This window comes from Pseudomonas sp. NPDC096950 (genome assembly GCF_044762525.1).
Classification (GTDB): domain Bacteria; phylum Pseudomonadota; class Gammaproteobacteria; order Pseudomonadales; family Pseudomonadaceae; genus Aquipseudomonas.
Map to the genome: position 1 here is coordinate 54,476 of NZ_JBIWEL010000028.1, position 26,412 is coordinate 80,887.

Annotated in this window: 24 protein-coding genes, 4 tRNA genes and 1 pseudogene; 21 read left to right on the forward strand and 8 right to left on the reverse strand. The window is 60.3% G+C overall.

Annotated features, from left to right (window positions below; translation table 11 throughout):
- Nucleotides 1-194: 194 nt before the first annotated feature.
- The 4 genes and pseudogenes from ACIQY3_RS29580 to ACIQY3_RS29595 all read left to right on the forward strand — a co-directional run bounded on the left by ACIQY3_RS29580 (nucleotide 195) and on the right by ACIQY3_RS29595 (nucleotide 4,684).
- Nucleotides 195-956: an SDR family oxidoreductase gene (locus ACIQY3_RS29580; protein WP_403026982.1), complete on the forward strand. Its 762-nt coding sequence runs from the start codon at nucleotides 195-197 to the stop codon at nucleotides 954-956.
- A 248-nt stretch (nucleotides 957-1,204) separates the two neighbouring features.
- Nucleotides 1,205-2,608 carry a PLP-dependent aminotransferase family protein gene (locus ACIQY3_RS29585; RefSeq protein WP_403026986.1) on the forward strand — a complete coding sequence of 468 codons (1,404 nt, stop codon included), beginning with the start codon at nucleotides 1,205-1,207 and terminating at the stop codon, nucleotides 2,606-2,608.
- 990 nt (nucleotides 2,609-3,598) lie between these two features.
- Nucleotides 3,599-3,823: pseudogene (locus tag ACIQY3_RS29590) on the forward strand (HAMP domain-containing protein); the annotation flags it as partial.
- Nucleotides 3,821-4,684 (forward strand): methyl-accepting chemotaxis protein, encoded by an 864-nt coding sequence (locus ACIQY3_RS29595; RefSeq protein ID WP_401329210.1) that lies wholly within the window; start codon nucleotides 3,821-3,823, stop codon nucleotides 4,682-4,684. The pseudogene ACIQY3_RS29590 and the gene ACIQY3_RS29595, both read left to right, overlap by 3 nt.
- 712 nt (nucleotides 4,685-5,396) lie before the next feature.
- Here the strand turns inward: ACIQY3_RS29595 and ACIQY3_RS29600 are convergent.
- Nucleotides 5,397-6,155 (reverse strand): hypothetical protein, encoded by a 759-nt coding sequence (locus ACIQY3_RS29600; RefSeq protein WP_403026989.1) that lies wholly within the window; start codon nucleotides 6,153-6,155, stop codon nucleotides 5,397-5,399.
- Between the two features lie 393 nt (nucleotides 6,156-6,548).
- Between ACIQY3_RS29600 and ACIQY3_RS29605 the strand changes: the two genes are divergently transcribed.
- From ACIQY3_RS29605 to ACIQY3_RS29620, 4 genes are all read left to right on the forward strand, one after another.
- Nucleotides 6,549-6,624 (forward strand) — tRNA-Glu (locus ACIQY3_RS29605).
- 2 nt (nucleotides 6,625-6,626) lie between these two features.
- Nucleotides 6,627-6,702: transfer RNA gene (locus ACIQY3_RS29610), tRNA-Gly, on the forward strand.
- A gap of 105 nt (nucleotides 6,703-6,807) precedes the next feature.
- Nucleotides 6,808-6,883: transfer RNA gene (locus tag ACIQY3_RS29615), tRNA-Glu, on the forward strand.
- Nucleotides 6,884-6,886: 3 nt separating this feature from the next.
- Nucleotides 6,887-6,962 (forward strand) — tRNA-Gly (locus ACIQY3_RS29620).
- Between the two features lie 204 nt (nucleotides 6,963-7,166).
- Here ACIQY3_RS29620 and ACIQY3_RS29625 read toward each other — a convergent pair.
- From ACIQY3_RS29625 to ACIQY3_RS29640, 4 genes are all read right to left on the reverse strand, one after another.
- A complete protein-coding gene (locus tag ACIQY3_RS29625) occupies nucleotides 7,167-8,906 on the reverse strand; it encodes a dipeptidase (RefSeq protein ID WP_403026992.1) in 1,740 nt (579 codons plus the stop codon).
- Between the two features lie 196 nt (nucleotides 8,907-9,102).
- Nucleotides 9,103-9,741 (reverse strand): LysE family translocator, encoded by a 639-nt coding sequence (locus tag ACIQY3_RS29630; protein ID WP_403026995.1) that lies wholly within the window; start codon nucleotides 9,739-9,741, stop codon nucleotides 9,103-9,105.
- A gap of 1 nt (nucleotide 9,742) precedes the next feature.
- Nucleotides 9,743-10,513, reverse strand: coding sequence for a 2OG-Fe(II) oxygenase (locus ACIQY3_RS29635; protein WP_265040315.1), 771 nt, complete (start codon nucleotides 10,511-10,513; stop codon nucleotides 9,743-9,745).
- A gap of 92 nt (nucleotides 10,514-10,605) precedes the next feature.
- On the reverse strand, nucleotides 10,606-11,232 hold the full coding sequence (locus ACIQY3_RS29640) for an alanyl-tRNA editing protein (RefSeq protein ID WP_403026999.1): 627 nt from the start codon (nucleotides 11,230-11,232) through the stop codon (nucleotides 10,606-10,608).
- 90 nt (nucleotides 11,233-11,322) lie between these two features.
- On the opposite strand from ACIQY3_RS29640, the gene ACIQY3_RS29645 reads away from it, so the two are divergent.
- Nucleotides 11,323-12,321, forward strand: a complete 999-nt coding sequence (locus ACIQY3_RS29645) for a LysR family transcriptional regulator (RefSeq protein WP_054613846.1) — start codon at nucleotides 11,323-11,325, stop codon at nucleotides 12,319-12,321.
- 62 nt (nucleotides 12,322-12,383) lie between these two features.
- On the opposite strand, the gene ACIQY3_RS29650 is transcribed toward ACIQY3_RS29645, so the two are convergent.
- Together ACIQY3_RS29650 and ACIQY3_RS29655 are read right to left on the reverse strand one after the other, a co-directional pair.
- Complete coding sequence (locus ACIQY3_RS29650) at nucleotides 12,384-12,791, reverse strand: PA2817 family protein (protein ID WP_054051726.1); 408 nt, start codon at nucleotides 12,789-12,791, stop codon at nucleotides 12,384-12,386.
- Between the two features lie 74 nt (nucleotides 12,792-12,865).
- A complete protein-coding gene (locus ACIQY3_RS29655) occupies nucleotides 12,866-15,313 on the reverse strand; it encodes an acyl-CoA dehydrogenase (RefSeq protein ID WP_403027002.1) in 2,448 nt (815 codons plus the stop codon).
- A 248-nt stretch (nucleotides 15,314-15,561) separates the two neighbouring features.
- Here ACIQY3_RS29655 and ACIQY3_RS29660 point away from each other — a divergent pair, with 248 nt between their 5' ends.
- The 4 genes from ACIQY3_RS29660 (at nucleotide 15,562) to ACIQY3_RS29675 (ending at nucleotide 18,729) form a co-directional block, all read left to right on the forward strand.
- Nucleotides 15,562-16,221, forward strand: coding sequence for a transglutaminase family protein (locus ACIQY3_RS29660; protein WP_403027004.1), 660 nt, complete (start codon nucleotides 15,562-15,564; stop codon nucleotides 16,219-16,221).
- A 43-nt stretch (nucleotides 16,222-16,264) separates the two neighbouring features.
- Complete coding sequence (locus tag ACIQY3_RS29665) at nucleotides 16,265-16,888, forward strand: glutathione S-transferase family protein (RefSeq protein ID WP_403027007.1); 624 nt, start codon at nucleotides 16,265-16,267, stop codon at nucleotides 16,886-16,888.
- A gap of 132 nt (nucleotides 16,889-17,020) precedes the next feature.
- Nucleotides 17,021-17,953, forward strand: coding sequence for an ABC transporter ATP-binding protein (locus ACIQY3_RS29670; protein WP_403027009.1), 933 nt, complete (start codon nucleotides 17,021-17,023; stop codon nucleotides 17,951-17,953).
- A complete protein-coding gene (locus ACIQY3_RS29675) occupies nucleotides 17,950-18,729 on the forward strand; it encodes an ABC transporter permease (protein ID WP_123407003.1) in 780 nt (259 codons plus the stop codon). The genes ACIQY3_RS29670 and ACIQY3_RS29675 overlap by 4 nt, the downstream gene beginning before the upstream one ends.
- 143 nt (nucleotides 18,730-18,872) lie before the next feature.
- Here the strand turns inward: ACIQY3_RS29675 and ACIQY3_RS29680 are convergent, their stop codons facing one another.
- The gene (locus ACIQY3_RS29680) at nucleotides 18,873-19,388 is read right to left on the reverse strand and encodes a DUF2062 domain-containing protein (protein ID WP_403027013.1); all 516 of its coding nucleotides are present in this window, start codon (nucleotides 19,386-19,388) and stop codon (nucleotides 18,873-18,875) included.
- 136 nt (nucleotides 19,389-19,524) lie between these two features.
- Here ACIQY3_RS29680 and ACIQY3_RS29685 point away from each other — a divergent pair, with 136 nt between their 5' ends.
- The 8 genes from ACIQY3_RS29685 (at nucleotide 19,525) to murB (ending at nucleotide 26,371) form a co-directional block, all read left to right on the forward strand.
- Nucleotides 19,525-21,759 carry a DNA internalization-related competence protein ComEC/Rec2 gene (locus ACIQY3_RS29685; protein WP_403027015.1) on the forward strand — a complete coding sequence of 745 codons (2,235 nt, stop codon included), beginning with the start codon at nucleotides 19,525-19,527 and terminating at the stop codon, nucleotides 21,757-21,759.
- An 86-nt stretch (nucleotides 21,760-21,845) separates the two neighbouring features.
- Entirely contained in the window at nucleotides 21,846-22,484 is a 639-nt protein-coding gene (locus ACIQY3_RS29690; RefSeq protein WP_185058243.1) for a MotA/TolQ/ExbB proton channel family protein, read from the forward strand.
- Complete coding sequence (locus ACIQY3_RS29695) at nucleotides 22,481-22,909, forward strand: ExbD/TolR family protein (protein ID WP_403027018.1); 429 nt, start codon at nucleotides 22,481-22,483, stop codon at nucleotides 22,907-22,909. Before ACIQY3_RS29690 ends, ACIQY3_RS29695 begins: the two co-directional genes overlap by 4 nt.
- Complete coding sequence (lpxK, locus tag ACIQY3_RS29700; protein WP_403027021.1) at nucleotides 22,909-23,919, forward strand: tetraacyldisaccharide 4'-kinase; 1,011 nt, start codon at nucleotides 22,909-22,911, stop codon at nucleotides 23,917-23,919. The genes ACIQY3_RS29695 and lpxK overlap by 1 nt, the downstream gene beginning before the upstream one ends.
- Before the next feature lie 25 nt (nucleotides 23,920-23,944).
- Complete coding sequence (locus tag ACIQY3_RS29705) at nucleotides 23,945-24,130, forward strand: Trm112 family protein (RefSeq protein ID WP_007945752.1); 186 nt, start codon at nucleotides 23,945-23,947, stop codon at nucleotides 24,128-24,130.
- Nucleotides 24,127-24,891 (forward strand): 3-deoxy-manno-octulosonate cytidylyltransferase, encoded by a 765-nt coding sequence (kdsB, locus tag ACIQY3_RS29710; RefSeq protein ID WP_403027024.1) that lies wholly within the window; start codon nucleotides 24,127-24,129, stop codon nucleotides 24,889-24,891. Before ACIQY3_RS29705 ends, kdsB begins: the two co-directional genes overlap by 4 nt.
- Nucleotides 24,891-25,355: a low molecular weight protein-tyrosine-phosphatase gene (locus ACIQY3_RS29715; RefSeq protein ID WP_054613853.1), complete on the forward strand. Its 465-nt coding sequence runs from the start codon at nucleotides 24,891-24,893 to the stop codon at nucleotides 25,353-25,355. Before kdsB ends, ACIQY3_RS29715 begins: the two co-directional genes overlap by 1 nt.
- Nucleotides 25,352-26,371 (forward strand): UDP-N-acetylmuramate dehydrogenase, encoded by a 1,020-nt coding sequence (gene murB, locus ACIQY3_RS29720; RefSeq protein ID WP_403027027.1) that lies wholly within the window; start codon nucleotides 25,352-25,354, stop codon nucleotides 26,369-26,371. Before ACIQY3_RS29715 ends, murB begins: the two co-directional genes overlap by 4 nt.
- The last annotated feature ends 41 nt before the right edge of the window (nucleotides 26,372-26,412 follow it).

Here is a 26,412-nt window from a genome sequence, read left to right on the forward strand (position 1 = left end):
CATGGCCGATGCCGCAAGGTTGGCTGATGCGGCGAATGCAGGCCGATCCAGTGCAGTGATAGTGACTCGGGCGCCTCTATCACTGTGACTCATGGGCACTCAACCGGCCTTCTGATAGTGCTGCCGCACGCTACGCCCCGTGGATAGACTGCAAATACGCGATCCCCCGCCATCTTCTCTTCGAGGACAGAACAATGAGCATGACGTTTTCCGGCCAGGTAGCCGTTGTGACCGGTGCAGCCAACGGTATTGGCCGCGCCACCGCCCAGGCCTTTGCAGCCGAAGGCTTGAAGGTCGTGGTCGCCGATCTGGACACCGCGGGGGGCGAGGGCACCGTAGCGCTGATTCGTACAGCGGGCGGCGAAGCGACCTTCGTGCGTTGCAACGTCACCGTGGAGAGCGAGGTAAAACATCTGATGGACGAGGTGATCAATACCTACGGCCGCCTCGACTATGCCTTCAACAATGCCGGTATCGAGATCGAAAAAGGCAAGCTCGCCGACGGTACGATTGATGAGTTCGACGCGATCATGGGCGTCAACGTCAAAGGCGTCTGGCTGTGCATGAAGTATCAGTTGCCGTTGCTGTTGGCCCAGGGCGGCGGTGCGATCGTCAACACCGCATCGGTGGCCGGCCTTGGTGCGGCGCCGAAGATGAGCATCTACGCCGCCTCCAAGCACGCGGTGATCGGTCTGACCAAGTCAGCGGCCATCGAATACGCCAAGAAGAAAATCCGCGTGAATGCGGTGTGCCCGGCGGTGATCGACACCGACATGTTCCGCCGTGCCTACGAGGCCGATCCGAAGAAGGCCGAGTTCGCCAACGCGATGCACCCGGTCGGCCGCATCGGCAAGGTCGAGGAAATCGCCAGCGCCGTGTTGTACCTGTGCAGCGACGGCGCGGCCTTCACCACCGGGCATTCGCTGGCGGTGGATGGCGGTGTGACCGCGTTCTAAAAGTCGATAACGCAATCCCCTCATGTGGGAGCGGGCTAGCTCGCGAAGAGGGAGTGTCAGTCGATATCTATGTTGACTGATACGCCGCCTTCACGAGCAAGCCCGCTCCCACATGGGGTTGTGGCTAGCCGTGGGGGAATGTGTTTCAAATGGTTAGAACCGCCGCTTTTGGCGGCGTTGTCGCACAGCCTCGCACGCGCTCCTGTGATTAACTGCTGTCAGCAAAATGGACAGGAGTTTGCTTGCTCATGGAATTGAGAATTGATCGACAGGCAATGGTGCCCGTCGTACAGCAAATCGTCGACGGACTGGCGAGCTGGATCCGTCAAAGTGAAGTGCCGCCCGCGACGCGTTTGCCCTCCGTGCGACACATCGCGCGGCTCAATTTGCTCAGTCAATCCAGTGTCGTTGAAGCCTGCGAGCGCCTCGTCGCCCAAGGGATTCTGGCGTCGCGTCCCGGCTCGGGGTTCTTTGTCGCCGCGCCGGCGTCGGTTGCCCCGGACGCGTGGGATCTGCCCCGGTTCGAAGGTGCAGAGCTGATGCAAACGAGTTACCCCGACAGCTTGTCGGGTGAACTGATGCTGGGGTGTGGCGGGTTGCCCGAAAGCTGGCGCGAGACGGACGACCTCAGCTATGCCATCCGCCAGGTAGCCCGTACCGACATGGCTGGCCTCTTCAACTACAGCACGCCGCTGGGCTTGCTCGCGCTGCGCCAGCAGATCCTCAAGCGCTTGAAGCCACTCAATATCGAAGCCGACGAGAGTCGCGTCCTGACCACGGCCGGTGCTACCCAGGGCATCGACCTGATTGTGCGCACGTTGCTCAAGCCGGGGGATTGCGTGGTGGTGGAAAATCCCGGCTTTTCCCATCTGTTCGATTTGCTCAGGCTGCACGGCGTTCAGATGTTTGAAGTGCCACGCACCCCGCGCGGGCCCGACACGGAAGTGCTTGAACGCCTATTGATCAAGCACCGCCCCCGTGCGCTGTTCATCAATAGCTTCCACCACAACCCCACGGGCAGTTGCGTGACCCCCGTGGTGGCGCAACGGGTTCTTGAACTGAGCAAGGCCCATGGCGCGCGGGTGATCGAAGACGACGTTTACGCGGATTTGCACAATGCGCCCGGCACACGCCTCGCGGCTCTGGATGACGGTGCCGGGGTGATCTACGTCGGCAGTTTCTCGAAAACCCTCAGCAGCTCATTGCGCGTTGGCTTTGTGGTGGCCGACGCCGGGCTCATTGCGCGGCTGGCCGAGGTCAAGATGATCAGCAGCATGGGCGGGTCGCGGTTTTGCGAGTCGGTGCTGGCCAGCTTGTTGGCCACCGGCGCCTATCGCAAGTTGGTACAGCGCCAGCGCCAGCGTCTGAACGTGGACCGGGTCGCGGCATTGCAGGTGCTTGAAGATGCCGAATGGGAGGTGTTCGGCAAGCCTGCCGGCGGCTTGTTCATCTGGGCGCGATCACCGATGTCCGACTATGCTCAGTTGCGAACGCAGGCACGCCGTTTCGGTGTCCTGCTGTCTTCCCCGACGGCTTTCAGCCCGACTGGCGAGGCCAACGACTGGCAGCGAATCAATGTGGCCTATGCCTGTGATCCGCGGGCCCGCCGGTTTTTCCAGGCCACGGCTTCGAATCGACCTAAAACATTCTGAAAACGACGTGGGCGTAGCTTTTTGCCATTATTCCGACGCCAGAGACTTGTGTTGACACAGGCCCGTTGCGAATCTCCATCTACAGACTATGGCAGGGGACTACGAGCAATGATTTCGGCCGTGCAAGGACGTTTTGCCAACCTCGGTATGGCGAAAAAACTGGGCATCGGGTTTGTCCTGGTGCTGTTGTTGACAGCCTTGGTGGCAGCCATTGGCGTATGGTCCCTGCAAACCATCAGTCATCGCTTCGACGGGCTAAAGCAAATGTCGTCGCTCAACAGTGGCTTGCTCAAGGTACGCTTGCTGGAGCAGGAGTACGCCTTGCACGGCAACCCGAAAACCGCCGATGCCCTGCGGCAGGGGGTTGATGCGCTGGTCGCGTTGGCGGACCAGTTGAAGGCGCAGTCGGCGGCCAACGTGCCGGTGATGAACGATGTCGAGCAGTCGTTGGGGGCCTATCGCAAGGCCTTCGATGAGTTTGTCTCGCTGACCCAGGCCAAGGACCTGGCGCTGGAAATGGCCAGTTGGTCGGTGTCCAGCGTGGCTAACAACCTCGACGTATTGCAGGCCGGCCTCGCCGACGATGGCGCTTATACCTTGAAGGATTCCGAAGGTAAGGACGGCGCGCAGTTCATCGAACAGGCCAACCAGGTCAGCCAGGTGTCACGGTTGATGTTGCAGGCCATGAACGAGGCCCGCGTACGTCTCGACCAGAGCCGCAAGGGTGACGACGACAGCGCCGGCAAGGGCAAGATCGAGCAGGCCGACCAGGCGTTGACCCAGGCCGAACAGCTGAAAACCACAGTCAAGGACGAGGGCTACCAGACAGTCCTCAATGAAGTGACCGGGCACATCGCCAGTTTCAGTGAAAAACTGGCCGAGTACACCGGGCTGCTGGCCCAGGAAAAAACCGTTTACGAACAACTGCACCAGCGCGCCGCACAGGTGGTGGAGCGGGTGGATCAGGCCTACGTGGCCGAAGACGGGGCGATGCAGGCCGAGCTCAAAAAGAACTCTTTGTTGATCGTCGGTTCTTCGGCGCTGGCATTGCTGGTCGGGTTGATTGCGGCGTGGGTGATTACCCGGTTGATCGTGGCGCCGCTGCGCAGTGTGATCCGTGTTGCCCAGCAGATTGCCGCCGGGGATTTGAGCGCGACGGTGGAAGTGACCCGCCGCGATGAAATCGGCCAGTTGATGCTGGCGATGCAGCAGATGGGGGCGGGCCTGAGCAGTATCGTCAGTGGTTTGCAGGCGGGCATCGAGCAGTTGGCCAGTTCCGCGCAATCGCTGTCGGCGGTGACCGAGCAGACCAACCTGGAGGTCAGCAGCCAGAAGGAAGAAACCGAACAGGTCGCCACGGCGATGAACCAGATGACCGCCACGGTGCACGATGTGGCGCGCAATGCCGAAGAGGCGGCTACGGCGGCGCAGACGGCGGATGACAAGGTTGAGAGTGGTCAGCAGGTGGTGCGCCAGAGCATGGCTCGGATCGAGCAGTTGGCGGATTCGGCGACTTCGGCCAGTTCCAGCATTGAGAGTCTGAGTGCCGAGATCCAGAACATTGGTACGGTGCTTAGTGTGATCAAAAGCGTGGCTGAGCAGACTAACCTGTTGGCGCTCAACGCGGCTATCGAGGCGGCGCGGGCGGGTGAGCAGGGCAGGGGCTTTGCGGTGGTGGCTGATGAGGTGCGGGCGTTGGCCAAGCGTACTCAGCAGTCGACCGAGGAGATTGAGCGGTTGGTCAGTGCCTTGCGTTCAGCGGCGCAGTCGTCGGTGCAGCAGATTCAGAACAGTGGTGAACTGGTGAAGCTGGCGGTGAGTGATGCGTTGCAGACTGAGAGCGCGCTGGGGAGTATTGCGGCGGCGGTGTCGTTGATTCAGCAGATGAATCAGCAGATTGCGGCGGCGGCCGAGGAGCAGAGTTCGGTGGCTGAGGAGATTAATCGCAGTGTGACGAGTATTCGGGCTAGTGCGGATCAGTCTTCGCTCGCCATGCAGGGGAATGCGGCGTCCAGTATTGAGTTGGCGCAGTTGGGGGTTGAGCTTAAGGGGATGGTTGGGCATTTTCGGCTTTGACGCTTTGACTTGGCGACCTTTGGGCCGACCATGCTCTTGGTGTTTGTGTACATATCCGGTGCTGCGGTAACGGCGGCTTATGGTTTCGCTCTTACAGCGAGTCACTTTTGGCAAACGCCCGGAATGCCGGCCCAGCCAAAAGTAACCAAAAGGTCTTGCCCCAGCGTCCGGCCCCTCGCTTAGGCTCGGCGTTCCCTCGCTCCGGTCCTGCTCCGTGGGCCCGTCGCCATCGGCCATCCATGGCCGGGGGCGGCTAGCCCGGCATCCATGCCGGGCTGCCCACTACGCAGAACCTCCACTCGGCCTCCCGAAGGGGCGGTAGAGCAAGATCAAAAGCTGCAGGCGAGCTAACGCTCGGCCTGAAGAGTGGTGAAGAGCGGGCGGGTGTACGCCGTCCTGCTTTTGATTTTGTAGGAGCAAGGCTTGCCCGCGAAGGCGTCCTGACAGACGACCAATCCCTCCCGGATACACTCGCTCAAATTGTGGGAGCGAGCCTGCTCGCGAAGGCGCCCTGCCAGCCAACCAATCCCTCCCGGATACACTCGATCAAAACTGTGGGAGCGGGCTTGCTCGCGAAGGCGGCTTCACAGCCAACCAATCCCTCCCGGATGCACTGCCTCTCTGTAGGAGCTGCCGAAGGTTGCGATTTTTTGATCTTCAAATCCAAAGCAAAAAAAAGCCACCTCGCGGTGGCTTTCTCTGACTGTTCTGATCAGTCGTAAATCGCTTTCTTCTTCCAGTCAGCATCCGCCTCGACGTCTTTCAACCCTTCGGTCAGTTGGTTGACTTCGCCTTCAGCCGGCGCGGTCTGGTCCATGACTTGGGCGTTGGCGCGGGCCAGGAGTTTTTCCAGGTATTCGAGTTGTTCGGCGTAGACCTGGGGTTCCTGTTGTTTGCGCAGGTATTGCACACCGCGTTCGAATGCCAGGCGAGCCTGGCCGGGTTGGTTTTGTTGCAGGGAGTGCTGGCCGAGGTTGTTGAAGAACTCGATGTGCAGCAGTACCAGGATGTGGCGGACTTCGCGGATCCAGCGTTTGGCTTCGTTGGTCGGCAGGAAGCCGTCCTGGGCCGCGCGGGTGATTTGGCCATGCAAGGCTTCGAGCAGGAAGCGCACGTCCTTGGCCTTGGCTTCGGTCTGGATCGGTGCCGGCGGGTTGTTGACCGGGATCGATTCGCCCTGGGCAACCAGCGCGCTCAGTTCGGCGATTCGGGCCTTGACTGTGGCATTGGTTTTTTCAAGGTGCAGCAGGCGCTGGCAGACGTTCAACTCCAGGCGAGTCAGCAGCAGCTTGAGCGCTGGCGTCATCAACTGGCCGGGGAAGGTCTCGGTGATTTCGCCGCAGCGACGCAGGCGGTCGTTGAGTTCAACCTTGGTACGGGCCTTTTCCAGCTTATTGTTTTCCACCACATGGTTCATGTAGCCAATGGCGATCAATAGTGCGATCCCGGCTACGACTAGCAGGGTGATCATGAGTGGTGTCACCGGTAAGACCTCTTTATAGGGTTCGCGTGCGAGTGTAGTGGCTTGGCCTGGGGGCGCATAGGGCCGCTCGACGAGTTGGATCGGCCACGACTCTACTTATATCGGCCGTGACCCCGCTTATATAAGTAACAACGTGCGCGGTGCACATTGCCATCACTTGTGGCGTGGGTGGACTATAGCGCCTTGGCGGGTGACAGAATATAGGCGTCAAACACCGGGCGACGGAAAACCCGGATTCGCCTGTCAAAGCACGGCGAAGTCATTGATTTAAATAAATTTATATCAGGGGGTTGACGACCCCTCAATCCATCCATAGAATGCGCGCCACTTACAGCGTAAAGCACACAGCGAAACGCGGTAGGGAGTGAATGTTGTACGTGTGTCCCCTTCGTCTAGTGGCCTAGGACACCGCCCTTTCACGGCGGTAACAGGGGTTCGAGTCCCCTAGGGGACGCCAATGCGGGAATAGCTCAGTTGGTAGAGCACGACCTTGCCAAGGTCGGGGTCGCGAGTTCGAGTCTCGTTTCCCGCTCCATTTTTAAACAGCACTGCTTTCGGGCGGGGCTGAGTGAAACCAGAAACGATATCTTCGGATACGTATTTGGGCACTGGAATACACACCATGTGTTTCAGTTAGCGTGTCCCCTTCGTCTAGTGGCCTAGGACACCGCCCTTTCACGGCGGTAACAGGGGTTCGAGTCCCCTAGGGGACGCCATTTGCGGGAATAGCTCAGTTGGTAGAGCACGACCTTGCCAAGGTCGGGGTCGCGAGTTCGAGTCTCGTTTCCCGCTCCATATTTAACGAAAACGCCGCTCAGCAATGAGCGGCGTTTTTGTTTGTGCGTGTGGGAGCGGGCTTGCTCGCGAAAGCGGTGTATCAGTCGACAAATCATCAACTGACAGACTGCTTTCGCGAGCAAGCCCGCTCCCACATTTTTTTGCATTTCACGATCGCATCAACGTAGTGGACCCGCCAGGATAGCGGGTCCGCAAGAGTGATCAGAGTTTCGGCAACTGCCCGACGCGTCCCATCATCTCGGTCACGATCTGCAGGTCCAGCAGGAACTGGTCGACGGTCTTGAACTCGTTGTCGGTGTGGCCGGTGTACTTGACCTCAGGTCGGGCCAGGCCGAATTGCACGCCATTGGGCAGTTGATGGACCGACGTGGCGCCGGCGGAAGAGCCGAACTTGTGTTCCATGCCCAGGTTTTCAGTGGACACCGCCAGCAGGGCCTTGACCCATTCGCCCTCAGGGTTGCGGTACATCGGCTCGGCGATCGAGTAGGTGAAGGTCGCCGCGACGTGGGTTTTCTTGCTCCAGGCGCCAATCTTGTCAGCAATTTTCGCCTTCAGCGCTTCCGGGGACTCACCTTTCGGCACGCGCAGGTTGACCGCGAGCTTGAAGGTTTTGTCATCCATCCCGACAAAGGTCAGGGACGTGGTCAGCGGCCCCATGAACGCATCGGAGAAGCCCACCCCCAATTTGCCACCCAGGTAATCCAGGCCCCAGTTGTCGGCGGCGTAGCGAGCAGCATCGGTGATGTGGTTGTGCTTGAGCGCGACTTTGCCGTCGATGCTGTGGATAAAGCCCAGCATCCTGGCGACCGGGTTCACGCCGGACTCGGGCTCGGAGGAGTGAGCGGATACGCCAGTGACGGTCAGTTTGACGTCCTTGCCGTCGACCTTGGCGTTCACTTCGAAGTTACCGCCATTGCGCTTGGCATACTCCGCCCCGGCCTTCTGCAGGCTGGCGGCCAGTTCGGCGGGCTTGTCAGTGATAAGGACGGCCACCGAAGCCGACGGAATCTGGTTGGTGGCCATCCCGCCAGTCATCGAGATGATTTCGGCGCCTTTGCCCTCGCCCTGACGACGCGGGAAGTTGCCCATGACCGTGCCGTAGCCTTTTTCGGCAATCACCACCGGGTAGCCACCATCCAGCGCCAGGTTGTAGTTCGGTGTCGGGTTGTGTTCGAAGTAATAAGGAATGGCGTCGCCGCTGGTTTCTTCGGTGGTGTCGACCAGTAGCTTGAAATTCCTCGCCAGCGGCAGTTTCTCTTCCTTGATGACCTTCATCGCGTACATCGCCACGACGATGCCGTTCTTGTCATCCTCGGTGCCCCGGCCGTACATGCGGTCGCCGATCTGGGTGACCTTGAACGGATCGAGTTTGGTGCCGTCCTTCAAGACCCAGTTTTCCGGTGTTACAGGCACCACGTCGGCATGGGCGTGAATGCCCACGACTTCATCGCCACTGCCTTCCAGGGAAATCTCATAGACGCGGTTGTCGATGTTGCGGAAGTTCAGGTTGAACGCCTGGGCCAGTCCCTTGATCTTGTCCGCGATCTTGATGAATTCAGGGTTGTCGTGCTGGGCTACGCCTTCTACTTGGAAGGTCGGAATCGCTACTAACTCACGCAGTGTTTCGGTGGCCGCGCTGCCGTATTTCACCCGGGTATAAATACCCAGAAGGCGATTGATCTCGTTCTGCTGTTCGGCGGACAGGGTTTTGTTGTCGAGAAAGGTGCTGATGGCCGGGCCGAGGTTGGCAGTTTTAGCCAGGTCGCTCTTGGCCACGCTGCCCAGGAACTGGCGAAAATCCGTGACCGATGCATCATTGAAAGTCTTGAGGAGGGTCGCGCTTTGTTGCGGGGTGATGTTGGCGTGGGCCAGCGTGGTGAACGACGAAAGGCTCGCCAATACAAGGGTGGTCACGGCCAGGTGCTTGAGAGAAAAATCCATTGCTGGGGGCATTCCTTCGCAGGTAGTGAGTGGGAAATATCTGATCGAATAATCAGAAAGGCCCCCAACCTAACACCACGGGGAAGCAGTAGGGGAGTCCCCGAAGTGGGATCTGTCGCACAGAAACGCAAAAGCGACGCACAAACGAAAAAGGCCCGCCAGTCTGACTGAGCGGGCCTTTTGCGTGGGGGCTGGTTTACATCGAGAGAATCAGGCGCCCGGCAAACAGGATCAGAATCACCCCCATGGTGCGTTCAAACCAATGCCCCATGCGCATAAACAGCAGTCGCACCCGGGTGCTGGAAAAGAACAGCGCGACGATCACGAACCACAGTGCGTTGACGAAGCACATCCACAGGCCATATAGCGCCTGGATCTGCAGCGGCGTCGTGGCACTGATGATGGTGGTGAAGATCGCCAGGAAAAACAGCGTGGCTTTCGGGTTGGTCGCGTTGGTCAGGAAACCGGTGGTGAACGCCTTCAACAGGGTTTGCTCGACCACGGGCTCGTCGGCAGGTTTGTCGCCGTCCAGTGCCGTCTTGGGTTTGCTGCGTAACAGGCTGACGCCGAGATACAGGATGTAGGCGCCGCCCACGACCTTCGCCACCGTCAATAACCAGGGCAGTGTGTGCATCAATGCGCCGACACCGAGCAGGGTGTAAAGCACGTGCACGGAAATCCCCGCGCCGATGCCCAGCGCGGTGCAGATTCCCACCAGACGGCCGAAGCGCACGCTCTGGCGAATGGTCACGGCAAAGTCCGGTCCGGGTGCGACCACGGCCAGAAAGTGAATGGTCGCCAGCGCCAGAAACTCGCCCAAGTAATTCGAAAGCATCTCAACTCCAAAAAGTAAGGGGTGAAGCATTGCCGCGATAGCCGACAAAGAACGAAAGACTCAACCGCGGGTCTGCCACGCCCGGGGTCACCGAGTGCATGCAGCGCGAATTGAACATGATGAAATCCCCCGGATCCGGGCGCACTTCCAGGGTCGGAGGGCCCAGCAGGGCCGGGTCGATGCCGTAACTGTCGCCACGCATTTCATCGAACTGGTCCGGGGAAATGTCGTGGTCCCACATCTGCAAGGCGCCGCCCTCGGTGGGCATGTTCAGGTAAACATTGCAGGCAAATTGCGCTTCCAGGCTGCGGGCCTGAAAACTGTCCGGGGCGTCTTTGGCGAAGATGTCGTGATGGGCGAGGAAGCACACGCCGGGTTTCACCACCCTCGATAGCCCGACGTACATCTTGCGGCCGTAGAGGTTTTCCAGATGCGCGCCCGCCGGCCAGGACTCGTCGAGCATGCAGCGCAACGTGTCGACCGGGGACGAGTAGGGCGCACAGCGATTGCGCAGTTCCTCGATGTTGCTGGTGGCGCGTTCGAAATAATCTTCGATCAGCAGCGGCTGGTTTTCCGCCTCGTAAAACGCCATGCCGATGCGACCGATGCTTGGCGCGTTGATGTAACCCTCGAAACCCGGCGCAAGGATCTTGTCGCCAATCTGCACCGCCAGCGGCTGAGGCAAAAAGCCTTTGACGCGGATGGCGAGGACTTCTTCGTTGGCCAGTTTTTTTATGCACGTCTCATCGAGACGCTCGACGTCAAGCATCATGGTTTAGGTCCATCTATCGAGTAGTCAACGGAGCTCGCGAATGCAGGCTCCCCCGGCGTCAGGCGATGACGGTGTCGACATCGCCAAAAAGCTCAATCCACGTGGTAGTTGACGGACAACGTGCCCTTTTTCTGTGAAAGGGAGTCGATCGTGACCGTGCCCAAATCCCTCAGGCTACGGACATGGGTGCCGCCGCAACCGTAGGCGGGCAGTTCACCGAAACCGATTTCCCGGGCGCCTTCGCGCAGTGACGTCAGGCGCGGCAGGTCGTGGGCGATCCACTGCTCGATGCCGTGCTGCACGGCTTCGATATCCACTTCGGCGGCCGACTCTGCCGGTTTGAATTGCACACGGCTTTCGCCTGGCCAGTGATGGGCCTTGATCGGCATCCAGCCCAGCGCCTGGACAAAATGGCCAATCAGGTGACCGGCCGAATGCAGGCGGGTATTGAGTCGGCGGCGCGGTTCATCGACCCGGATCTGGGTCATGCCGAGTTTCACCGGTTGGTCGACGTAATGGACGATCCGGTCCGGATCCTGAACCACCCGCAGCACCCGGCTTTCACCGATCCAGCCGGTATCGAAGGGCTGGCCGCCGCCCTGGGGGTGAAACAGTGTGGCGCGCAAAACGACCGCGAATTCATTCTCGTGGGGCGTGCAATCCAGGACTTCCACATTGGCCTTGAGGTCATCACTATGGAAAAAGAGGCGAAGCGTCATATTCCATGCCCTTATTAAAGTTTCTATTTTTATTATATGAAGCGTGGAATTGCGTGATAATCCGTTCAAACATCAAAGGACTGTTGCGCTGTGAGCATAAATCTACCGCTGCCGCTGTTGGGTGAAATGGCGATTTTCGTCAAGGTTGTCGAAACCGGCAGCTTCTCCGAAGCGGCACGACAATTAGGCTCGTCGCCCTCGGCGGTCAGTCGCAGCATTTCGCGCCTGGAAAAAGCCCTGGCCACCCGGTTGCTGCAGCGCACCACGCGCAAATTGCGGTTGAGCGATGGTGGCGAAGAGGTGTTCAAACGTTGTCAGGAGATGGTCAGCGCAGCCAAGTCGGTGATGGAAATCAGCGGTCAGTTCACCCACGAAGCCGAAGGCCTGGTGCGGGTCAGCGTGCCCAAAGCGGTGGGGCGTTTTGTGATTCACCCGCATATGCCGGAATTTCTGCGTCGTTATCCCAAAGTGGATGTGGAGTTGTTGCTTGAAGATCGGCAAGTGGATTTGATCGATGACAACGTCGATCTGGCGATTCGTATTACCGATCGGCCGCCCGCGGGATTGGTCGGGCGGCAATTGCTGACCATCGACCATTTGCTCTGCGCGACGCCGCAGTACCTGGCCGAACACGGCACGCCGACCCATCCCCACGACTTGCTCAATCACAGCTGCATCTATTTGGGCGAAACCCCGAGCGATGCCCGTTGGAAATTCAAGAAAGGCACCAAGGCTGTGACCGTCGGCGTGCGCGGACGTTATGCGGCCAATCACACCGGCGTGCGATTGGGCGCGGTGTTGCAGCACATCGGCATCGGCAGTCTGCCGTACTTCACCGCCCGGTATGCGCTGGAGCAGGGGCTGATTGTGCAAGTGTTGCCGGACTGGACTTTCTTGGCGTCGTATCACGGCGGTGCCTGGCTGCTGCACTCGCCGACCCGTTACCTGCCACCCAAGTTGCGGGTGTTTATTGATTATCTGGTGGAGTGCCTGGAGAAGGAGCCGACCTTGAGCAAACCGGGTAAGCCCAGTGCGTTGAGCAAGGTCGCGGCGGAGTATGAGTTGCCGGAGAGTGATGGATTGCTCTGAAATCAAGATCAAAAAAGGCCCGCATGATCACCATGCGGGCCTTTTGCATTTCCAACCGTGAATCAGTGCTTGCTGTCGTCCTGCGACATCGCCAGCAGCTGTTTTTCCTGGTTCCAGTCGAACGGTTCGTCGTTCTGTTCCGCTTCGAAACGACGCTCTTCCAGCGCCTGATACAAGTCGATTTCATCATCGGGCATGTAGTGCAGGCAGTCCCCGGCGAAGTACCACAGCAGGTCGCGCGGTACCAGGTGGGCAATTTGTGGGTAGCGGGTGATTACCTGGCAGAGGATGTCCTGGCCCAGGTATTGGCTTTCGATCGGATCGACCGGCAGCAATGCACGCAGTTCGTCGAAGCGCTCCAGGAACAAGGCATGGCTTTCTTCGGGAACCTGTTCGGCCTCACCCACGGCGACCAGGATGCTGCGCAAGTGGTCAAGCAAGACGAGATGATCGGCAACGACATTGGACACGAGATAAGTCCTCAAGAGCAAAACGGGCGCGGGAGTATAAAGCTCCCGCGCCCATTTTTACATCGATGGCTGGATCAGCGGACTTTTCCCTCCTCCAGCATAAGCTCCTCTTTGTCGAAATCATCGACATCGATCACCTTGCGCCGCGCCACTTCGGCGTCACGCAGGGTTTGCGCCTCAACCGGTTGCAAGACCCCGGCTTCCAGCGCTGCATCGATCGCGTGCTCCCCGGCGGCCGGTTTGACCTGGCCGCTCTTGAGCGCCACATGCAGTTTTTTCTGCAAGGGTTGCGCCGCGTTCAGCAGGTTGCAGGCATGTTGCAGGGCACCGACAGCGTCGTCGGCCGATTGCGGACGGTAGCAACCGCCGAGCAACTCTTCCAGGGTTGGGTCGCCCTTGGCCCGGCCAATCACCGCCGCCACTTCGGCGCCGAGTTTGTCCGACGGCCCTTTGTGGCGGCGACCGAACGGGAACACGATCACCCGCAGCAGGCAACCCAGCACCTTGTTCGGGAAGTTGGTCAGCAGTTCATCCAGCGCGCGCTCGGACTGGCCCAGGCTTTCTTCCATCGCCCAGATAAACAGCGGGGCCATGTGGTCCGGCGAATCGAGGTCGTGGTAACGCTTGAGCGCGGCGGAGGCCAGGTACATGTTGCTGAGCACATCCCCCAGGCGTGCCGACAGGCGTTCACGGCGTTTCAATTCACCGCCCAGCAACATCATGCTCAAGTCGGCGAGCATGGCGAACGCGGCAGCCTGACGGTTGAGCGCACGGAAGTAACCCTGGCTGAGTTTATTGCCTGGCGCGTGTTCGAAGTGCCCAAAGCCGAGGTTCAGCACCAGCGTGCTGGCGGCGTTGCTCACGGCAAAACCGATGTGCTTGAGCAGCAGGCCATCAAACTCGGTGAGGGCCTGATCCTTGTCTTCACGGCCGGCGAGGGCCATTTCCTTGAGTACGAACGGATGGCAGCGGATCGCGCCCTGGCCGAAGATCATCAGGTTACGCGAGAGAATATTCGCGCCTTCCACGGTGATGAAGATCGGCGCGCCATTCCAGCTGCGGCCCAGGTAATTGTTGGGACCCATGATGATTGCCTTGCCGCCATGCACATCCATGGCGTGGCTGATGCACTCGCGGCCGCGTTCGGTCAGGTGGTATTTGAGAATCGCCGACAGCACCGACGGTTTCTCGCCCAGATCCACCGCGTTGGCGGTCAGCAGGCGTGCGGCGTCCATCATCCAGGCGTTGCCGCCGATCCGGGCCATGGCTTCCTGAATACCTTCGAAGGCCGACAACGGCACGTTGAACTGCTCGCGTACCTGAGCGTACTGGCCAGTCACCAGACTGGTGAACTTCGCCGCGCCGGTGCCCACTGCCGGCAGGGAAATCGAACGCCCCACCGACAGGCAGTTCATCAGCATCATCCAGCCCTTGCCGAGCATTTCCTGGCCACCGATCAGGAAGTCCAGCGGAATGAACACGTTCTTGCCGGAGTTCGGGCCGTTCATGAACGCGGCGCCCAGCGGCAGGTGACGGCGGCCGATTTCTACTCCGGCAGTGTCAGTCGGGATCAACGCGAGGCTGATGCCCAGATCTTCCTTGTCGCCCAGCAAATGGTCCGGGTCGTAGGCCTTGAAAGCCAGGCCGAGCAGGGTGGCCACCGGGCCGAGGGTGATGTAGCGTTTTTCCCAGTTCAGGCGCAGGCCCAGGGTTTCCTGGCCTTCCCATTCGCCTTTGCAGATGACACCGGTGTCGGGCATCGCGCCGGCGTCGGAGCCGGCCAACGGACCGGTCAACGCGAAGCACGGGATATCGTCGCCGCGAGCCAGCCGTGGCAGGTAATGGTTGCGCTGTTCGTCGGTGCCGTAGTGCAGCAACAGTTCGGCGGGGCCAAGGGAGTTGGGGACCATCACGGTGGACGCGAGGTCGCCGCTGCGGGTTGCCAGTTTCATCGCAACCTGGGAGTGGGCGTAGGCGGAGAAGCCTTTGCCGCCGAACTCCTTGGGGATGATCAGGGCGAAGAAGCCGTTTTCCTTGATATGCGCCCAGGCTTCCGGCGGCAGATCCATGTCCTGGCCGATCTGCCAGTCGCTGACCATCGCGCAGAGTTCTTCGGTCGGGCCGTCGATAAAGGCCTGTTCCTCTTCGCTCAATTGCGCTTTTGGGTAGGACAGCAATTTGTCCCAGTCCGGACGACCGCTGAACAGCTCGCCGTCCCACCAGACCGTGCCGGCGTCGATGGCATCGCGTTCGGTTTGCGACATCGGCGGCAGGGTTTTCTGGAACCAGCTGAACAACGGCGCACTGAAGAATTTGCGGCGCAGGTCAGGCAGCAACAATGGCGCTGCGACCGCCGCGATCAAGACCCAGATGATCAGCAGCAGCCAGCCCGGTGCATGGCTGAAGGCGCCCATCGCCACCACATAAACCGCAACGATGCCCAAGGCAGGCAGCGGGGCGATGCGGCGGTGGGCCAAATAGGCTATTCCAACGATCAGAACCAGTATCCACAACAACAGCATATTTAATCCTCCGTGAAACCAGGGCAAAACCAACTTTCAGAGCTTAGACGGCATCCGCAAAATCGGGTGGTCAGAGCAATGGATTGAATTCGTGGGAAACCTTGGATGGGTTTTGTAAGACCTGTTGGCATCAGGCCTCGAAAATCGTTCGCAAGGTGAGCGGCAAAGCGCCCATGTTTGGCCGAATCGTCGTTATCTCTGTGCTGAAGGTGTCGTTAGACTCGAAGCTCCCCCAGGAGATCGCCCTCATGCACGAGTATCTGAATCCCGGCCGCTTCATCGATAGTGACCACCCTGCGGTGGTGGAGTTCGCCGAAAAACATCGCGGTGCCAGTCGCGATCCGCTTGAGCAGGCGATCAATCTCTATTACGCCGTGCGCGAGGCCGTGCGCTACAACCCCTACACCTTCAGTCGCGACCCAGACACCTTGCGCGGCAGTTATGCACTGGCGGCCGGCGAGAGTTATTGCGTGCCCAAGGCCACGTTGCTGGCCGCGTGCGCCAGGCACTGTGGGATCCCGGCGCGCATTGGCCTGGCGGACGTGCGCAATCACCTGTCGACTCCACGCCTGCTCGAACTGCTCAAGAGCGACGTGTTCGCCATGCACGGCTACACCGAGTTGTACCTGAACGAGCGCTGGGTGAAAGCCACGCCCGCGTTCAATCAAGGCTTGTGCGAATTGTTCAATGTCGCGCCGCTGGAATTCGATGGGTTGAACGACAGCGTTTTCCATCCCTTCAACCGCGACGGCGCGCAGCTGATGGAGTATCTCGTGGATCACGGCCAGTTTCCCGATGTGCCGGAAGCGTTCTTTTTCGAACACCTGGAAAAGTGCTATCCGCATCTGTTTGGCGAGCAACTGCCGGTGTTGCTGGGAGACATGCAGAGTGATTTGAGTCGCGCCTGATCCGGCGTATGCTTCCGGCACATTCATCCAAAAAGAGGCAGTCATGCTGAAGATCTGGGGTCGGAAAAACTCGTCGAATGTCAGGAAACCACTGTGGGCCGCGGAGGAACTTGGCCTGGCCTATGAAGCCATTGATGCCGGCGGCGCGTTCGGGGTGGTGGACACGCCTGAATACCGCGCCATGAACCCCAATGGCCGCGTGCCGGTGATTCAGGACGATGGTTTTGTGCTGTGGGAATCCAACGCCATCGTGCGTTACCTGATGGCTCGTCACGCCAATGGCACGACCTGGTATCCGGAAGATCTTCAGGCCCGGGCGTCGGCCGATAAATGGATGGACTGGACCACGTCAAGTTTCGCCGGCCCGTTCCGCACCGTGTTCTGGGGCGTGTTGCGCACCCCGAAAGACCAGCAGGACTGGACCGCCATCCACGCTGCTATCAAGGAGTGCGATGATTTGCTATCGATGGTCGATCAGGCGCTGGCGGTGAAACCGTACCTGTCCGGCGATGAAATCGGCATGGGCGACATTCCCTTGGGCAGTTTCATTTATGCCTGGTTCGAGATGCCGATCGAGCGCGCACCGCAGCCACATTTGCAAGCCTGGTATGCGCGACTGAAACAGCGCCCGGCGTATCAGAAAGCCGTCATGACCGCGTTGACTTAATACTCACTATCGACACACTTGACTGTACTTGTGTGGCGGCGACAAGCACCATTGCGCTCGTGCGCCGTGGTTGTATTGATCGCCGCCCGCCCTTATTTATTCCCTTCCTCCCTTCTTGGTGCGTAATCCGATATGAGTTCCGCTCTGTCCATCCGGCAGCTAACCAAAACCTACGGCAACGGTTTCCAGGCCTTGAGTGGTATCGATCTGGATGTCGCCGAAGGTGACTTTTTCGCTTTGCTCGGCCCTAACGGCGCCGGCAAATCCACGACCATCGGCATTCTCTCGACCCTGGTGAACAAGACCACGGGCACGGTGAATATCTTCGGTCATGACCTGGACAAGAATCCTGCGCAGCTCAAGCGCTCCATTGGCGTGGTGCCGCAGGAATTCAACTTCAACCAGTTCGAAAAGACTTTCGACATCGTCGTGACCCAGGCCGGTTACTACGGCATTCCGCCGAAAATCGCCAAGGAACGCGCCGAGCAGTACCTGACGCAATTGGGCCTGTGGGACAAACGCGATGTGCCGTCCCGTTCATTGTCCGGCGGCATGAAGCGTCGCCTGATGATCGCCCGCGCCCTGGTTCACGAACCGCGCCTGCTGATCCTTGACGAACCTACAGCGGGGGTGGACATCGAATTGCGTCGCTCGATGTGGACCTTCCTGACCGAGCTGAACCAGAAAGGCATCACTATCATCCTCACCACGCACTATCTGGAAGAGGCTGAGCAGTTGTGCCGCAACATCGGGATCATCGACCACGGCACCATCGTCGAGAACACCAGCATGAAGCAGTTGCTCAGCCAACTGCATGTGGAAACCTTTCTGCTCGACACCAAGAACACGCTCAACGTGGTGCCGCAGTTGCTCGGTTACCCGACCCGGCTGCTCGACGGCCACACCCTGGAAGTCCAGGTGGACAAGGCCATGGGCATCACCGCGCTGTTTACCCAGTTGGCGCAGCAGAACATCGAAGTGCTGAGCCTGCGTAACAAAACCAATCGCCTCGAGGAGTTGTTCGTGTCCCTGGTGGAGAAAAATCTGTCGAAGGTGGCGGTATGAGTTCCGAGCTGCAACCCAACCTCGTTGCCCTCAATACCATCGTTTACCGCGAAGTTAAGCGCTTTACCCGGATCTGGCCGCAGACCCTGCTGCCGCCGGCGATCACCATGGTTCTGTACTTCGTGATCTTCGGCAACCTGATCGGCAAGCAGATTGGCGGCATGGGTGGCTTCACCTACATGGAGTACATCGTGCCGGGGCTGATCATGATGTCGGTGATCACCAACTCCTATGGCAACGTGGTGTCGAGTTTCTTCGGCAGCAAGTTCCAGCGTTCCATCGAGGAATTGATGGTCTCGCCGGTCTCGCCGCATACAATTCTGATCGGCTACACCCTGGGCGGTGTACTGCGCGGGTTGATGGTCGGGATCATCGTGACGATCCTGTCGCTGTTCTTCACCGATTTGCAGGTGCATCACCTGGGCGTGACCATTTTGGTGGTAGTACTGACGGCGACGATCTTCTCGCTGCTGGGCTTCATCAACGCCGTATTTGCGCGCAACTTCGATGACATCTCGATCATCCCGACCTTCGTGCTGACGCCGCTGACGTACCTGGGCGGGGTGTTCTACTCGATCTCGTTGCTGCCACCGTTCTGGCAGACCGTGTCCCTGGCCAACCCGGTGCTGCACATGGTCAACGCGTTCCGCTACGGCATCCTCGGGGTGTCGGACATCAAGATCAGCGTGGCAATCACCTTCATGCTGGTGGCGACCGTGGCGTTGTACATCGGTTGCGCGCGGTTGCTGGTGAGTGGACGCGGGATGCGGACCTGATTCGGGACCGCGTCGACCCCTTCGCGGGCAAGCCCGCTCTCATAAGACACCACCTTACCTGTGGGAGCGCGCTTGCCCGCGAAGGCGCCAGCCCAGACACCGCATAAAAAACGGCCTCCAACAATGGAGGCCGTTTTGCATTCTCACATCCGGTTTTTCTTGCGCCGCGCCCACTGCCGCCCCACCCACCACCGCCAATACATCATGGTCAGGCAATAGGCGAGGGCGCCCAACACCAACCCCACCACCACAGAGCCCAGCAAAAACGGCTGCCACAAGGTCGAGAGTTCGCCGCTGATCCATTCCCAGGTCAGCTCATCGGGCAGATGCCGGGCGGGCACATCCATCAGCCAGGCACCGGTCTGGTACGTACAGAAGAACACGGCAGGCATGGTGATCGGGTTGGTCAGCCAGACCAGGCTCACCGCAATCGGCATATTGCCGCGCACCATGATCGCGAGGACGGCAGCCACCAGCATCTGCAACGGAATCGGCAGGAACGCCGCGAACAGGCCGACGGCCATTGCCCGGGCCACCGAATGGCGATTGAGGTGCCAAAGGTTCGGGTCATGCAGCAGCGTGCCGAGAAAGCGTAAGGATTTGTGTTCCCTGATGCTGGTCGGGTCTGGCATGTATCGTTTGAATAAGCGCCGGGGCATAAGGCTTCTCGGTCGGTTCAGGCCGCAAGTATGTCTGGATTCTACTAGCGGCCTATTCAGACTTTGTGACAATTAATAACCGCGCCCGTGCGCCGGGCCGTCTATGACTGGTGAGGGAACTCTCAAGGACGGGCTTATGCGCACAGGGATGGTGGCGCTGGCGCTCGGGTTGTTGGCGCTGCGTTTTTTACCGGTTTTACCGCCGGTCGGGTTATGGCTGTTCTTACCGGCAGTGGGTTTGATGTTGCTGCCGTTTCGCACCTATCCGTTGGCGTTTTTTCTGTTCGGCTTCAGTTGGGCGTGCGGGCAGGCGCAATCGGCGCTGGATGATCGACTGCCAGCGAGCCTGGACGGTGAAACTCGCTGGGTCGAAGGCCGAGTGGTGGGATTGCCGCAGCACAGCGAGACGGTGGTGCGTTTCGAGTTGGCGGATGCGCGCTCGCGCCACGGAGCTGTGCCGCCGCTGATGCGCCTGGCCTGGTATGAAGGGCCGCCGGTCAACAGCGGCGAACGCTGGCGCCTGGCGGTGAAGTTGAAGCGCCCGACCGGGTTGCTCAATCCCCATGCCTTCGATTACGACGCCTGGCTGCTGGCCCAGGGCATCGGCGCCACCGGAACGGTCAAGGATGGCCAGCGCCTGTCACCCGCCCGCTGGGCCTGGCGCGATGGCATCCGCCAACGCTTGCTCAGTGTCGATGCCCAAGGACGAGCCGGAGCGCTGGCGGCGTTGGTGCTGGGCGATGGCGCCGGGTTGAGCCGTGAGGACTGGCAGGTGTTGCAAGACACCGGCACCGTGCACCTGCTGGTGATTTCCGGGCAGCACATTGGTTTGCTCGCGGGCGTGGTGTATTTGCTGATCGCCGGGCTTGCCCGTTATGGCTTGTGGCCGGTGCGCTGGCCCTGGCTGCCGTGGGCGTGCGGACTGGCGTTTGCGGCGGCGCTCGGTTATGGGTTGCTGGCCGGTTTCGACGTGCCGGTGCGCCGGGCCTGCGTGATGATCGGCCTGGTGCTTTTGTGGCGGCTGCGCTTTCGTCATCTCGGTGCGTGGTGGCCGCTGTTGCTGGCGTTTAATGGTGTCTTGTTGCTGGACCCGCTCGCCAGTTTGCAGCCGGGATTCTGGTTGTCCTTTGCGGCGGTGGCGGTGTTGATCTTCACCTTCGGCGGTCGGCTGGGTCCCTGGCGCTGGTGGCAAACCTGGACCCGCGCCCAATGGTTGATTGCGATTGGATTGTGCCCCTTGCTGCTGATGCTGGGATTGCCTATCAGTGTCAGCGGGCCACTGGTCAATCTGCTCGCGGTGCCGTGGATCAGTCTGGTGGTCTTGCCGCCAGCCTTGCTCGGGACGTTGCTGTTGCCGGTGCCTTACGTGGGGGAAGGATTGCTGTGGCTGGCGGGCGGACTGATCGACTTGTTGTTCAAGGGCCTGGCACTCATGGCGAATCAGTTGCCCGCGTGGGTGCCGGTGGCGGTGCCGTTATGGATAGGGGGCATCGGCGCTTTGGGCGCCTTTCTTCTATTAATGCCCCGAGGTGTACCGCTGCGCCCGTTGGGTTGGCCGATGCTGTTGCTGCTGGTGTTTCCGCCGCGCGAGGAGGTGCATGAAGGCCGGGCCGAGATCTGGCAACTGGATGTCGGCCAGGGCTTGGCAATCCTGGTGCGCACTCGCCAGCACACGCTGCTGTATGACGCTGGCCCGCGTTTCGGTGATTTCGACCTCGGTGAACGGGTGGTGCTGCCGGCATTGCGCAAACTCGGCGTGAATGGACTCGACTTGATGCTGCTCAGTCATGCCGATGCCGACCATGCCGGCGGTGCGCGGGCAATTGCAAAAGGATTGCCGGTGACGCGGGTGTTCAGCGGCGATCCGCTGGCGCTCCCCGTCGAGTTACAGGCCGAGGGCTGCGAGAGTGGCCGGCAATGGACCTGGGACGGCGTGACCTTCCAGCTCTGGCAATGGTCATCGGCCAGCGAAAGCAATCAAAAATCCTGCGTCCTGCAGATCGAAGCCAACGGCGAACGCTTGCTGCTGACCGGCGACATCGATACCCACGCCGAACTCGCGCTCCTGGACAGTCCATTGGCGGTGCCCACCGATTGGCTCACGGCGCCGCACCATGGCAGTCGCAGTTCGTCATCCATGGCCCTGCTTACTGCGTTGCAACCCAAAGCTGTGCTGATTTCCCGTGGCCAAGGCAATTCCTTCGGTCACCCCCATCCCATGGTCATGGCACGCTATCGCAAACGGGGCCTGCACATCTATGACAGTGCTGAGCACGGCGCCGTCCGTCTGCAACTGGGCAGCTTCAAGCCACCGCAAACGATGCGTCAACAACGGCGCTTCTGGCGTGATGTGCCGGTGTTGAACAAATAACCAGCCAGACGGGATGCGACATCGCGGTCTTCGGTGCGCCGACCCCCTATGTTAGAGTGGCGCACTTTTTCGAGGGGACTGTCACTGTGTGGGAATTGGTCAAATCCGGCGGCTGGATGATGCTGCCGATCATTCTGAGTTCCATCGCGGCCATGGCGATCGTTGCCGAACGTCTGTGGACCCTGCGTGCCAGCCGAGTGACTCCGGAGCATTTGCTCGGGCAGGTCTGGGTCTGGATCAAAGACAAACAGCTCAATAAAGAAAAACTCAAGGAACTGCGCGCCAACTCGCCGCTGGGCGAAATCCTCGCCGCAGGCCTGGCCAACTCCAAGCATGGTCGCGAGATCATGAAAGAGTGCATCGAAGAGGCCGCCGCCCGGGTCATCCACGAACTGGAGCGTTACATCAACGCTCTGGGCACCATCGCCGCGATGGCCCCGTTGCTCGGGTTGCTCGGCACGGTGCTGGGCATGATCGATATCTTCAGTTCGTTCATGGGCACCGGCATGACCACCAACGCCGCCGTGCTGGCCGGCGGTATTTCCAAAGCCTTGATCACCACGGCTTCGGGCCTGATCGTCGGTATCCCGTCGGTATTCTTCCACCGGTTCCTGCAACGGCGCATCGATGAACTGGTAGTGGGCATGGAGCAGGAAGCCATCAAGCTGGTTGAAGTGGTGCAGGGCGACCGTGACGTGGACCTGTCCGAGGGCAAAAAAGCGTGAAATTCCGCCGAAAGCAACGGGAGAACGTGGACATCAATCTCGTGTCGCTGATCGACGTGGTGTTTGTCCTGCTGCTGTTTTTCGTGGTGACCACGACTTTTACCCGGGAAACCCAATTGCGCGTCGAGCTGCCGGAAGCGGTCAGCGGCTCGCCGGCGGAAGACCAGCAGGTCAAGCAACTGGACATCGCCATCAGCGCCGAGGGGGTGTTTTCGGTCAACAACCAGTTGTTGCCAAAGAATGACCTGAGCAGCCTGATGGACGCCTTGCAGAAAGAATCCAACGGCGACACCAACCTGCCGCTGTCGATCACCGCCGATGGCAAGACCCAGCATCAATCCGTCATCACCGCCATGGACGCCGCCGGCAAGCTCGGTTTCAGCCATCTGCGAATGACTACTGTCGAGGCAGCGCCGACGCACTGATGGCCATGTCCGATCGATTGCTCGCCGCGTGGTATGCCGGTCATCCGGCCCTGAAGCTGTTGCAGCCGCTGGAGTGGCTGTATCGGCGGGTGGTCACGGGCAAGCGTCAGCGCTTCCTGGCGGGTGAGGGCGACATCTACCAGCCGCCGGTGCCGCTGATCGTGGTCGGCAATATCACCGTGGGTGGCACCGGCAAGACACCGATGATCCTGTGGATGATCCAGCACTGCCAGCGCAGCGGTTTGCGGGTGGGCGTGGTCAGCCGGGGTTACGGCGCCAAGCCGCCGCAACTGCCGTGGCGAGTCGAGGCCGATCAAGGCGCCGATATCGCCGGCGACGAGCCGCTGCTGATCGTGCAGCGCACCGGCGTGCCCTTGATGATCGACCCGGACCGCAGCCGCGCCGTCAAAGCCTTGCTGGCCAGTGAACCGCTGGACCTGATCCTGTCCGACGACGGCATGCAGCACTATCGATTGGCCCGGGACCTGGAGTTGGTACTGATCGACGCCGCCCGTGGCCTGGGCAATAAACGTTGCCTGCCCGCCGGTCCGTTGCGTGAGCCGATCGAGCGCCTGCAAAGCGTCGACGCGGTGCTCTACAACGGCGCGGCCCATGACCGCGACGACGGTTTTGCCTTTCAACTGCAACCCACCGCACTGATCAATCTGAAAACCGGCGAACGCAAGCCGCTCGATCATTTTCCCCCAGGCCAGGCGTTGCACGCCGTGGCCGGGATCGGCAATCCCCAGCGTTTCTTCAAAACCCTCGAAACGCTACACTGGCAGCCAATCCCCCATGGGTTTGCCGACCACGCCGAATACAGCGTGCAGGCCTTGAATTTCACCCCGTCATTGCCGTTGGTGATGACCGAAAAGGATGCGGTGAAGTGCCGTGCCTTTGCCGCCGCCGACTGGTGGTACCTGGCGGTCGATGCTGTGCCGTCACCGGCCTTCGTGGCCTGGTTCGATACGCAGCTGATGCGCCTGTTGCCGAATCGTCTTTTGCCTTAAAACCGTATTTATCCAGGGAATGCTCATGGACACCAAATTGCTCGATATCCTCGCTTGCCCGGTCTGCAAAGGCCCGCTCAAGCTCAGTGCCGACAAGACCGAGCTGATCAGCAAGGGCGCCGGCCTGGCGTACCCGATTCGCGATGGCATCCCGGTGATGCTTGAAACCGAAGCCCGCACCCTGACCACCGATGAGCGCCTGGATAAATGACCACAGCCTTTACCGTTGTCATTCCATCGCGTTACGCCTCCACCCGCCTGCCGGGCAAACCGCTGCTGCTGATCGCCGGCAAGCCGATGATCCAGCACGTCTGGGAACAGGCGAGTAAAAGCAGTGCCCAGCGCGTAGTGGTCGCCACGGACGATGCGCGCATCGTCGAGGCCTGCAAAGGCTTTGGCGCCGAAGTGGTGCTGACCCGGGAAGACCACAACTCCGGCACCGACCGTTTGGCCGAAGTGGCGACGAAACTGGGCCTGGCGCCCGACGCCATCGTGGTCAACGTCCAGGGTGACGAGCCGCTGATCCCGCCGAGCGTGATCGATCAGGTCGCCGCCAACCTGGCCGCCCACACCGAAGCGCGCATGGCCACGTTGGCCGAGCCGATCGAGGACGTGGAAAGCCTGTTCAATCCCAATGTGGTCAAGGTCGTCAGCGATCTCAATGGCCTGGCGCTGACTTTCAGTCGCGCCACGTTGCCGTGGGCCCGGGACGCTTTCGCCAAGACGCGTGAGCAAATGCCGGAAGGCGTGCCGTATCGTCGTCACATCGGCATTTACGCCTACCGCGCCGGTTTCCTGCATGACTTCGTCAGCTGGGGCCCGTGCTGGCTGGAAAACACCGAATCCCTGGAACAACTGCGCGCCTTGTGGCATGGCGTGCGGATTCACGTCGCCGATGCGCTGATCGCTCCGCCGCACGGTGTCGATACCGTCGAAGACCTTGAGCGCGTTCGTCGCCTGCTGGAGGCCTGATGCGGGTTCTGTTCGTCTGCCTGGGCAACATCTGCCGTTCGCCCACGGCCGAAGGTGTATTGCGACATAAATTGCGTGAGGCCGGGCTGGCCGATCAAGTCGAAGTGGCTTCCGCCGGCACCGGTGACTGGCACGTCGGCAAGGCCCCGGACAAGCGCAGCCAGGCGGCGGCCAAATTGCGCGGCTACGACCTGTCGGCCCAGCGTGCCCAGCAAGTCAGCCGTGCGGATTTCGCCACTTATGACCTGATCCTGGCGATGGACAACAGCAACCTGCGCAACCTCAAGGCCCTGCAACCGGCCAAGGGCAAGGCTGAGCTGGACTTGTTCCTGCGCCGCTACCAGTCGGAAATCGATGAAGTGCCGGACCCGTACTACGACGGCGACCAGGGCTTTGAACAAGTGCTGGATTTGATCGAGCGCGCCAGTGATTTGCTGGTGATCGAGTTGAAGGGACGGTTATGAGTTTGCAGGTCCAATCCGGGGTTTCACTCAAGCCGTTCAACAGTTTTGGTGTGGACGTCCAGGCCCGACTGTTTGCCGAGGCCCATAACGACGCCGAGGTGCGTGAAGCCCTGGCGTATGCCGCTTCGAACGCGGTGCCGCTGTTGGTGATTGGCGGTGGCAGCAACTTGCTGCTGACCGCTGATATCGACGCGCTGGTGCTGCGCATGGCCACGCGCGGCATTCGCGTGTTGAGCGATGACGGCAGCCAAGTGGTGATCGAAGCCGAGGCCGGTGAGCCTTGGCATCCGTTCGTGCAACACACCCTGGCCCAAGGCTTGTCGGGCCTGGAAAACCTCAGCCTGATCCCCGGCACCGTCGGCGCGGCGCCGATGCAGAACATCGGTGCCTACGGCGTCGAGATCAAAGACGTGTTCGCCGGCCTCACCGCGCTGGATCGCCAGACCGGCGAGTTGCGGGATTTCAGCCTGGAAGAATGCAACTTCGCCTACCGCGACAGCCTGTTCAAACAGCAGCCGGGGCGTTGGTTGATCCTGCGGGTTCGTTTCACCCTGAATCGCACCGCGCACCTGCATCTTGAATACGGCCCGGTGCGCCAGCGCCTGACCGAGCAGGGCATCGATCACCCGACGCCGACCGATGTCAGCCAGGCGATTTGCAGCATCCGCAGCGAAAAACTTCCGGACCCGGCCGTGCTCGGCAATGCCGGCAGCTTCTTCAAGAACCCGTTGGTGCCGGCGGCGCTGGTGACTCGGCTCAAGCTGGAATACCCGGATCTGGTGGCCTACGTGCAACCGGGCGGGCAAATGAAACTGGCGGCCGGCTGGCTGATCGAGAAGGCTGGCTGGAAAGGCTTCCGTGAGGCTGACGCCGGCGTGCATAAATTGCAGGCGCTGGTACTGGTCAACTACGGTGGCGCGACCGGTCTGCAATTGCTGGACTTGGCGCAACGGATCCAGAAAGACATTTCGCAACGCTTCAGCGTCGAGCTGGAAATGGAACCCAATCGCTATTGAAGCTACGCTTTAAACAGGCGAATTTCGAAGCCCTGCACAAC

Coding starts and splice junctions, on each gene's coding strand:
- ACIQY3_RS29580 (WP_403026982.1), top strand. CDS start 195: ATGAGCATGACGTTTTCCGGCCAGGTAGCCGTTGTGACCGGTGCAGCC.
- ACIQY3_RS29585 (WP_403026986.1), top strand. CDS start 1,205: ATGGAATTGAGAATTGATCGACAGGCAATGGTGCCCGTCGTACAGCAA.
- ACIQY3_RS29595 (WP_401329210.1), top strand. CDS start 3,821: ATGGGGGCGGGCCTGAGCAGTATCGTCAGTGGTTTGCAGGCGGGCATC.
- ACIQY3_RS29600 (WP_403026989.1), bottom strand. CDS start 6,155: ATGATCACCCTGCTAGTCGTAGCCGGGATCGCACTATTGATCGCCATT.
- ACIQY3_RS29625 (WP_403026992.1), bottom strand. CDS start 8,906: ATGGATTTTTCTCTCAAGCACCTGGCCGTGACCACCCTTGTATTGGCG.
- ACIQY3_RS29630 (WP_403026995.1), bottom strand. CDS start 9,741: ATGCTTTCGAATTACTTGGGCGAGTTTCTGGCGCTGGCGACCATTCAC.
- ACIQY3_RS29635 (WP_265040315.1), bottom strand. CDS start 10,513: ATGATGCTTGACGTCGAGCGTCTCGATGAGACGTGCATAAAAAAACTG.
- ACIQY3_RS29640 (WP_403026999.1), bottom strand. CDS start 11,232: ATGACGCTTCGCCTCTTTTTCCATAGTGATGACCTCAAGGCCAATGTG.
- ACIQY3_RS29655 (WP_403027002.1), bottom strand. CDS start 15,313: ATGCTGTTGTTGTGGATACTGGTTCTGATCGTTGGAATAGCCTATTTG.
- ACIQY3_RS29660 (WP_403027004.1), top strand. CDS start 15,562: ATGCACGAGTATCTGAATCCCGGCCGCTTCATCGATAGTGACCACCCT.
- ACIQY3_RS29665 (WP_403027007.1), top strand. CDS start 16,265: ATGCTGAAGATCTGGGGTCGGAAAAACTCGTCGAATGTCAGGAAACCA.
- ACIQY3_RS29670 (WP_403027009.1), top strand. CDS start 17,021: ATGAGTTCCGCTCTGTCCATCCGGCAGCTAACCAAAACCTACGGCAAC.
- ACIQY3_RS29675 (WP_123407003.1), top strand. CDS start 17,950: ATGAGTTCCGAGCTGCAACCCAACCTCGTTGCCCTCAATACCATCGTT.
- ACIQY3_RS29680 (WP_403027013.1), bottom strand. CDS start 19,388: ATGCCCCGGCGCTTATTCAAACGATACATGCCAGACCCGACCAGCATC.
- ACIQY3_RS29685 (WP_403027015.1), top strand. CDS start 19,525: ATGCGCACAGGGATGGTGGCGCTGGCGCTCGGGTTGTTGGCGCTGCGT.
- lpxK (WP_403027021.1), top strand. CDS start 22,909: ATGGCCATGTCCGATCGATTGCTCGCCGCGTGGTATGCCGGTCATCCG.
- ACIQY3_RS29705 (WP_007945752.1), top strand. CDS start 23,945: ATGGACACCAAATTGCTCGATATCCTCGCTTGCCCGGTCTGCAAAGGC.
- kdsB (WP_403027024.1), top strand. CDS start 24,127: ATGACCACAGCCTTTACCGTTGTCATTCCATCGCGTTACGCCTCCACC.
- ACIQY3_RS29715 (WP_054613853.1), top strand. CDS start 24,891: ATGCGGGTTCTGTTCGTCTGCCTGGGCAACATCTGCCGTTCGCCCACG.
- murB (WP_403027027.1), top strand. CDS start 25,352: ATGAGTTTGCAGGTCCAATCCGGGGTTTCACTCAAGCCGTTCAACAGT.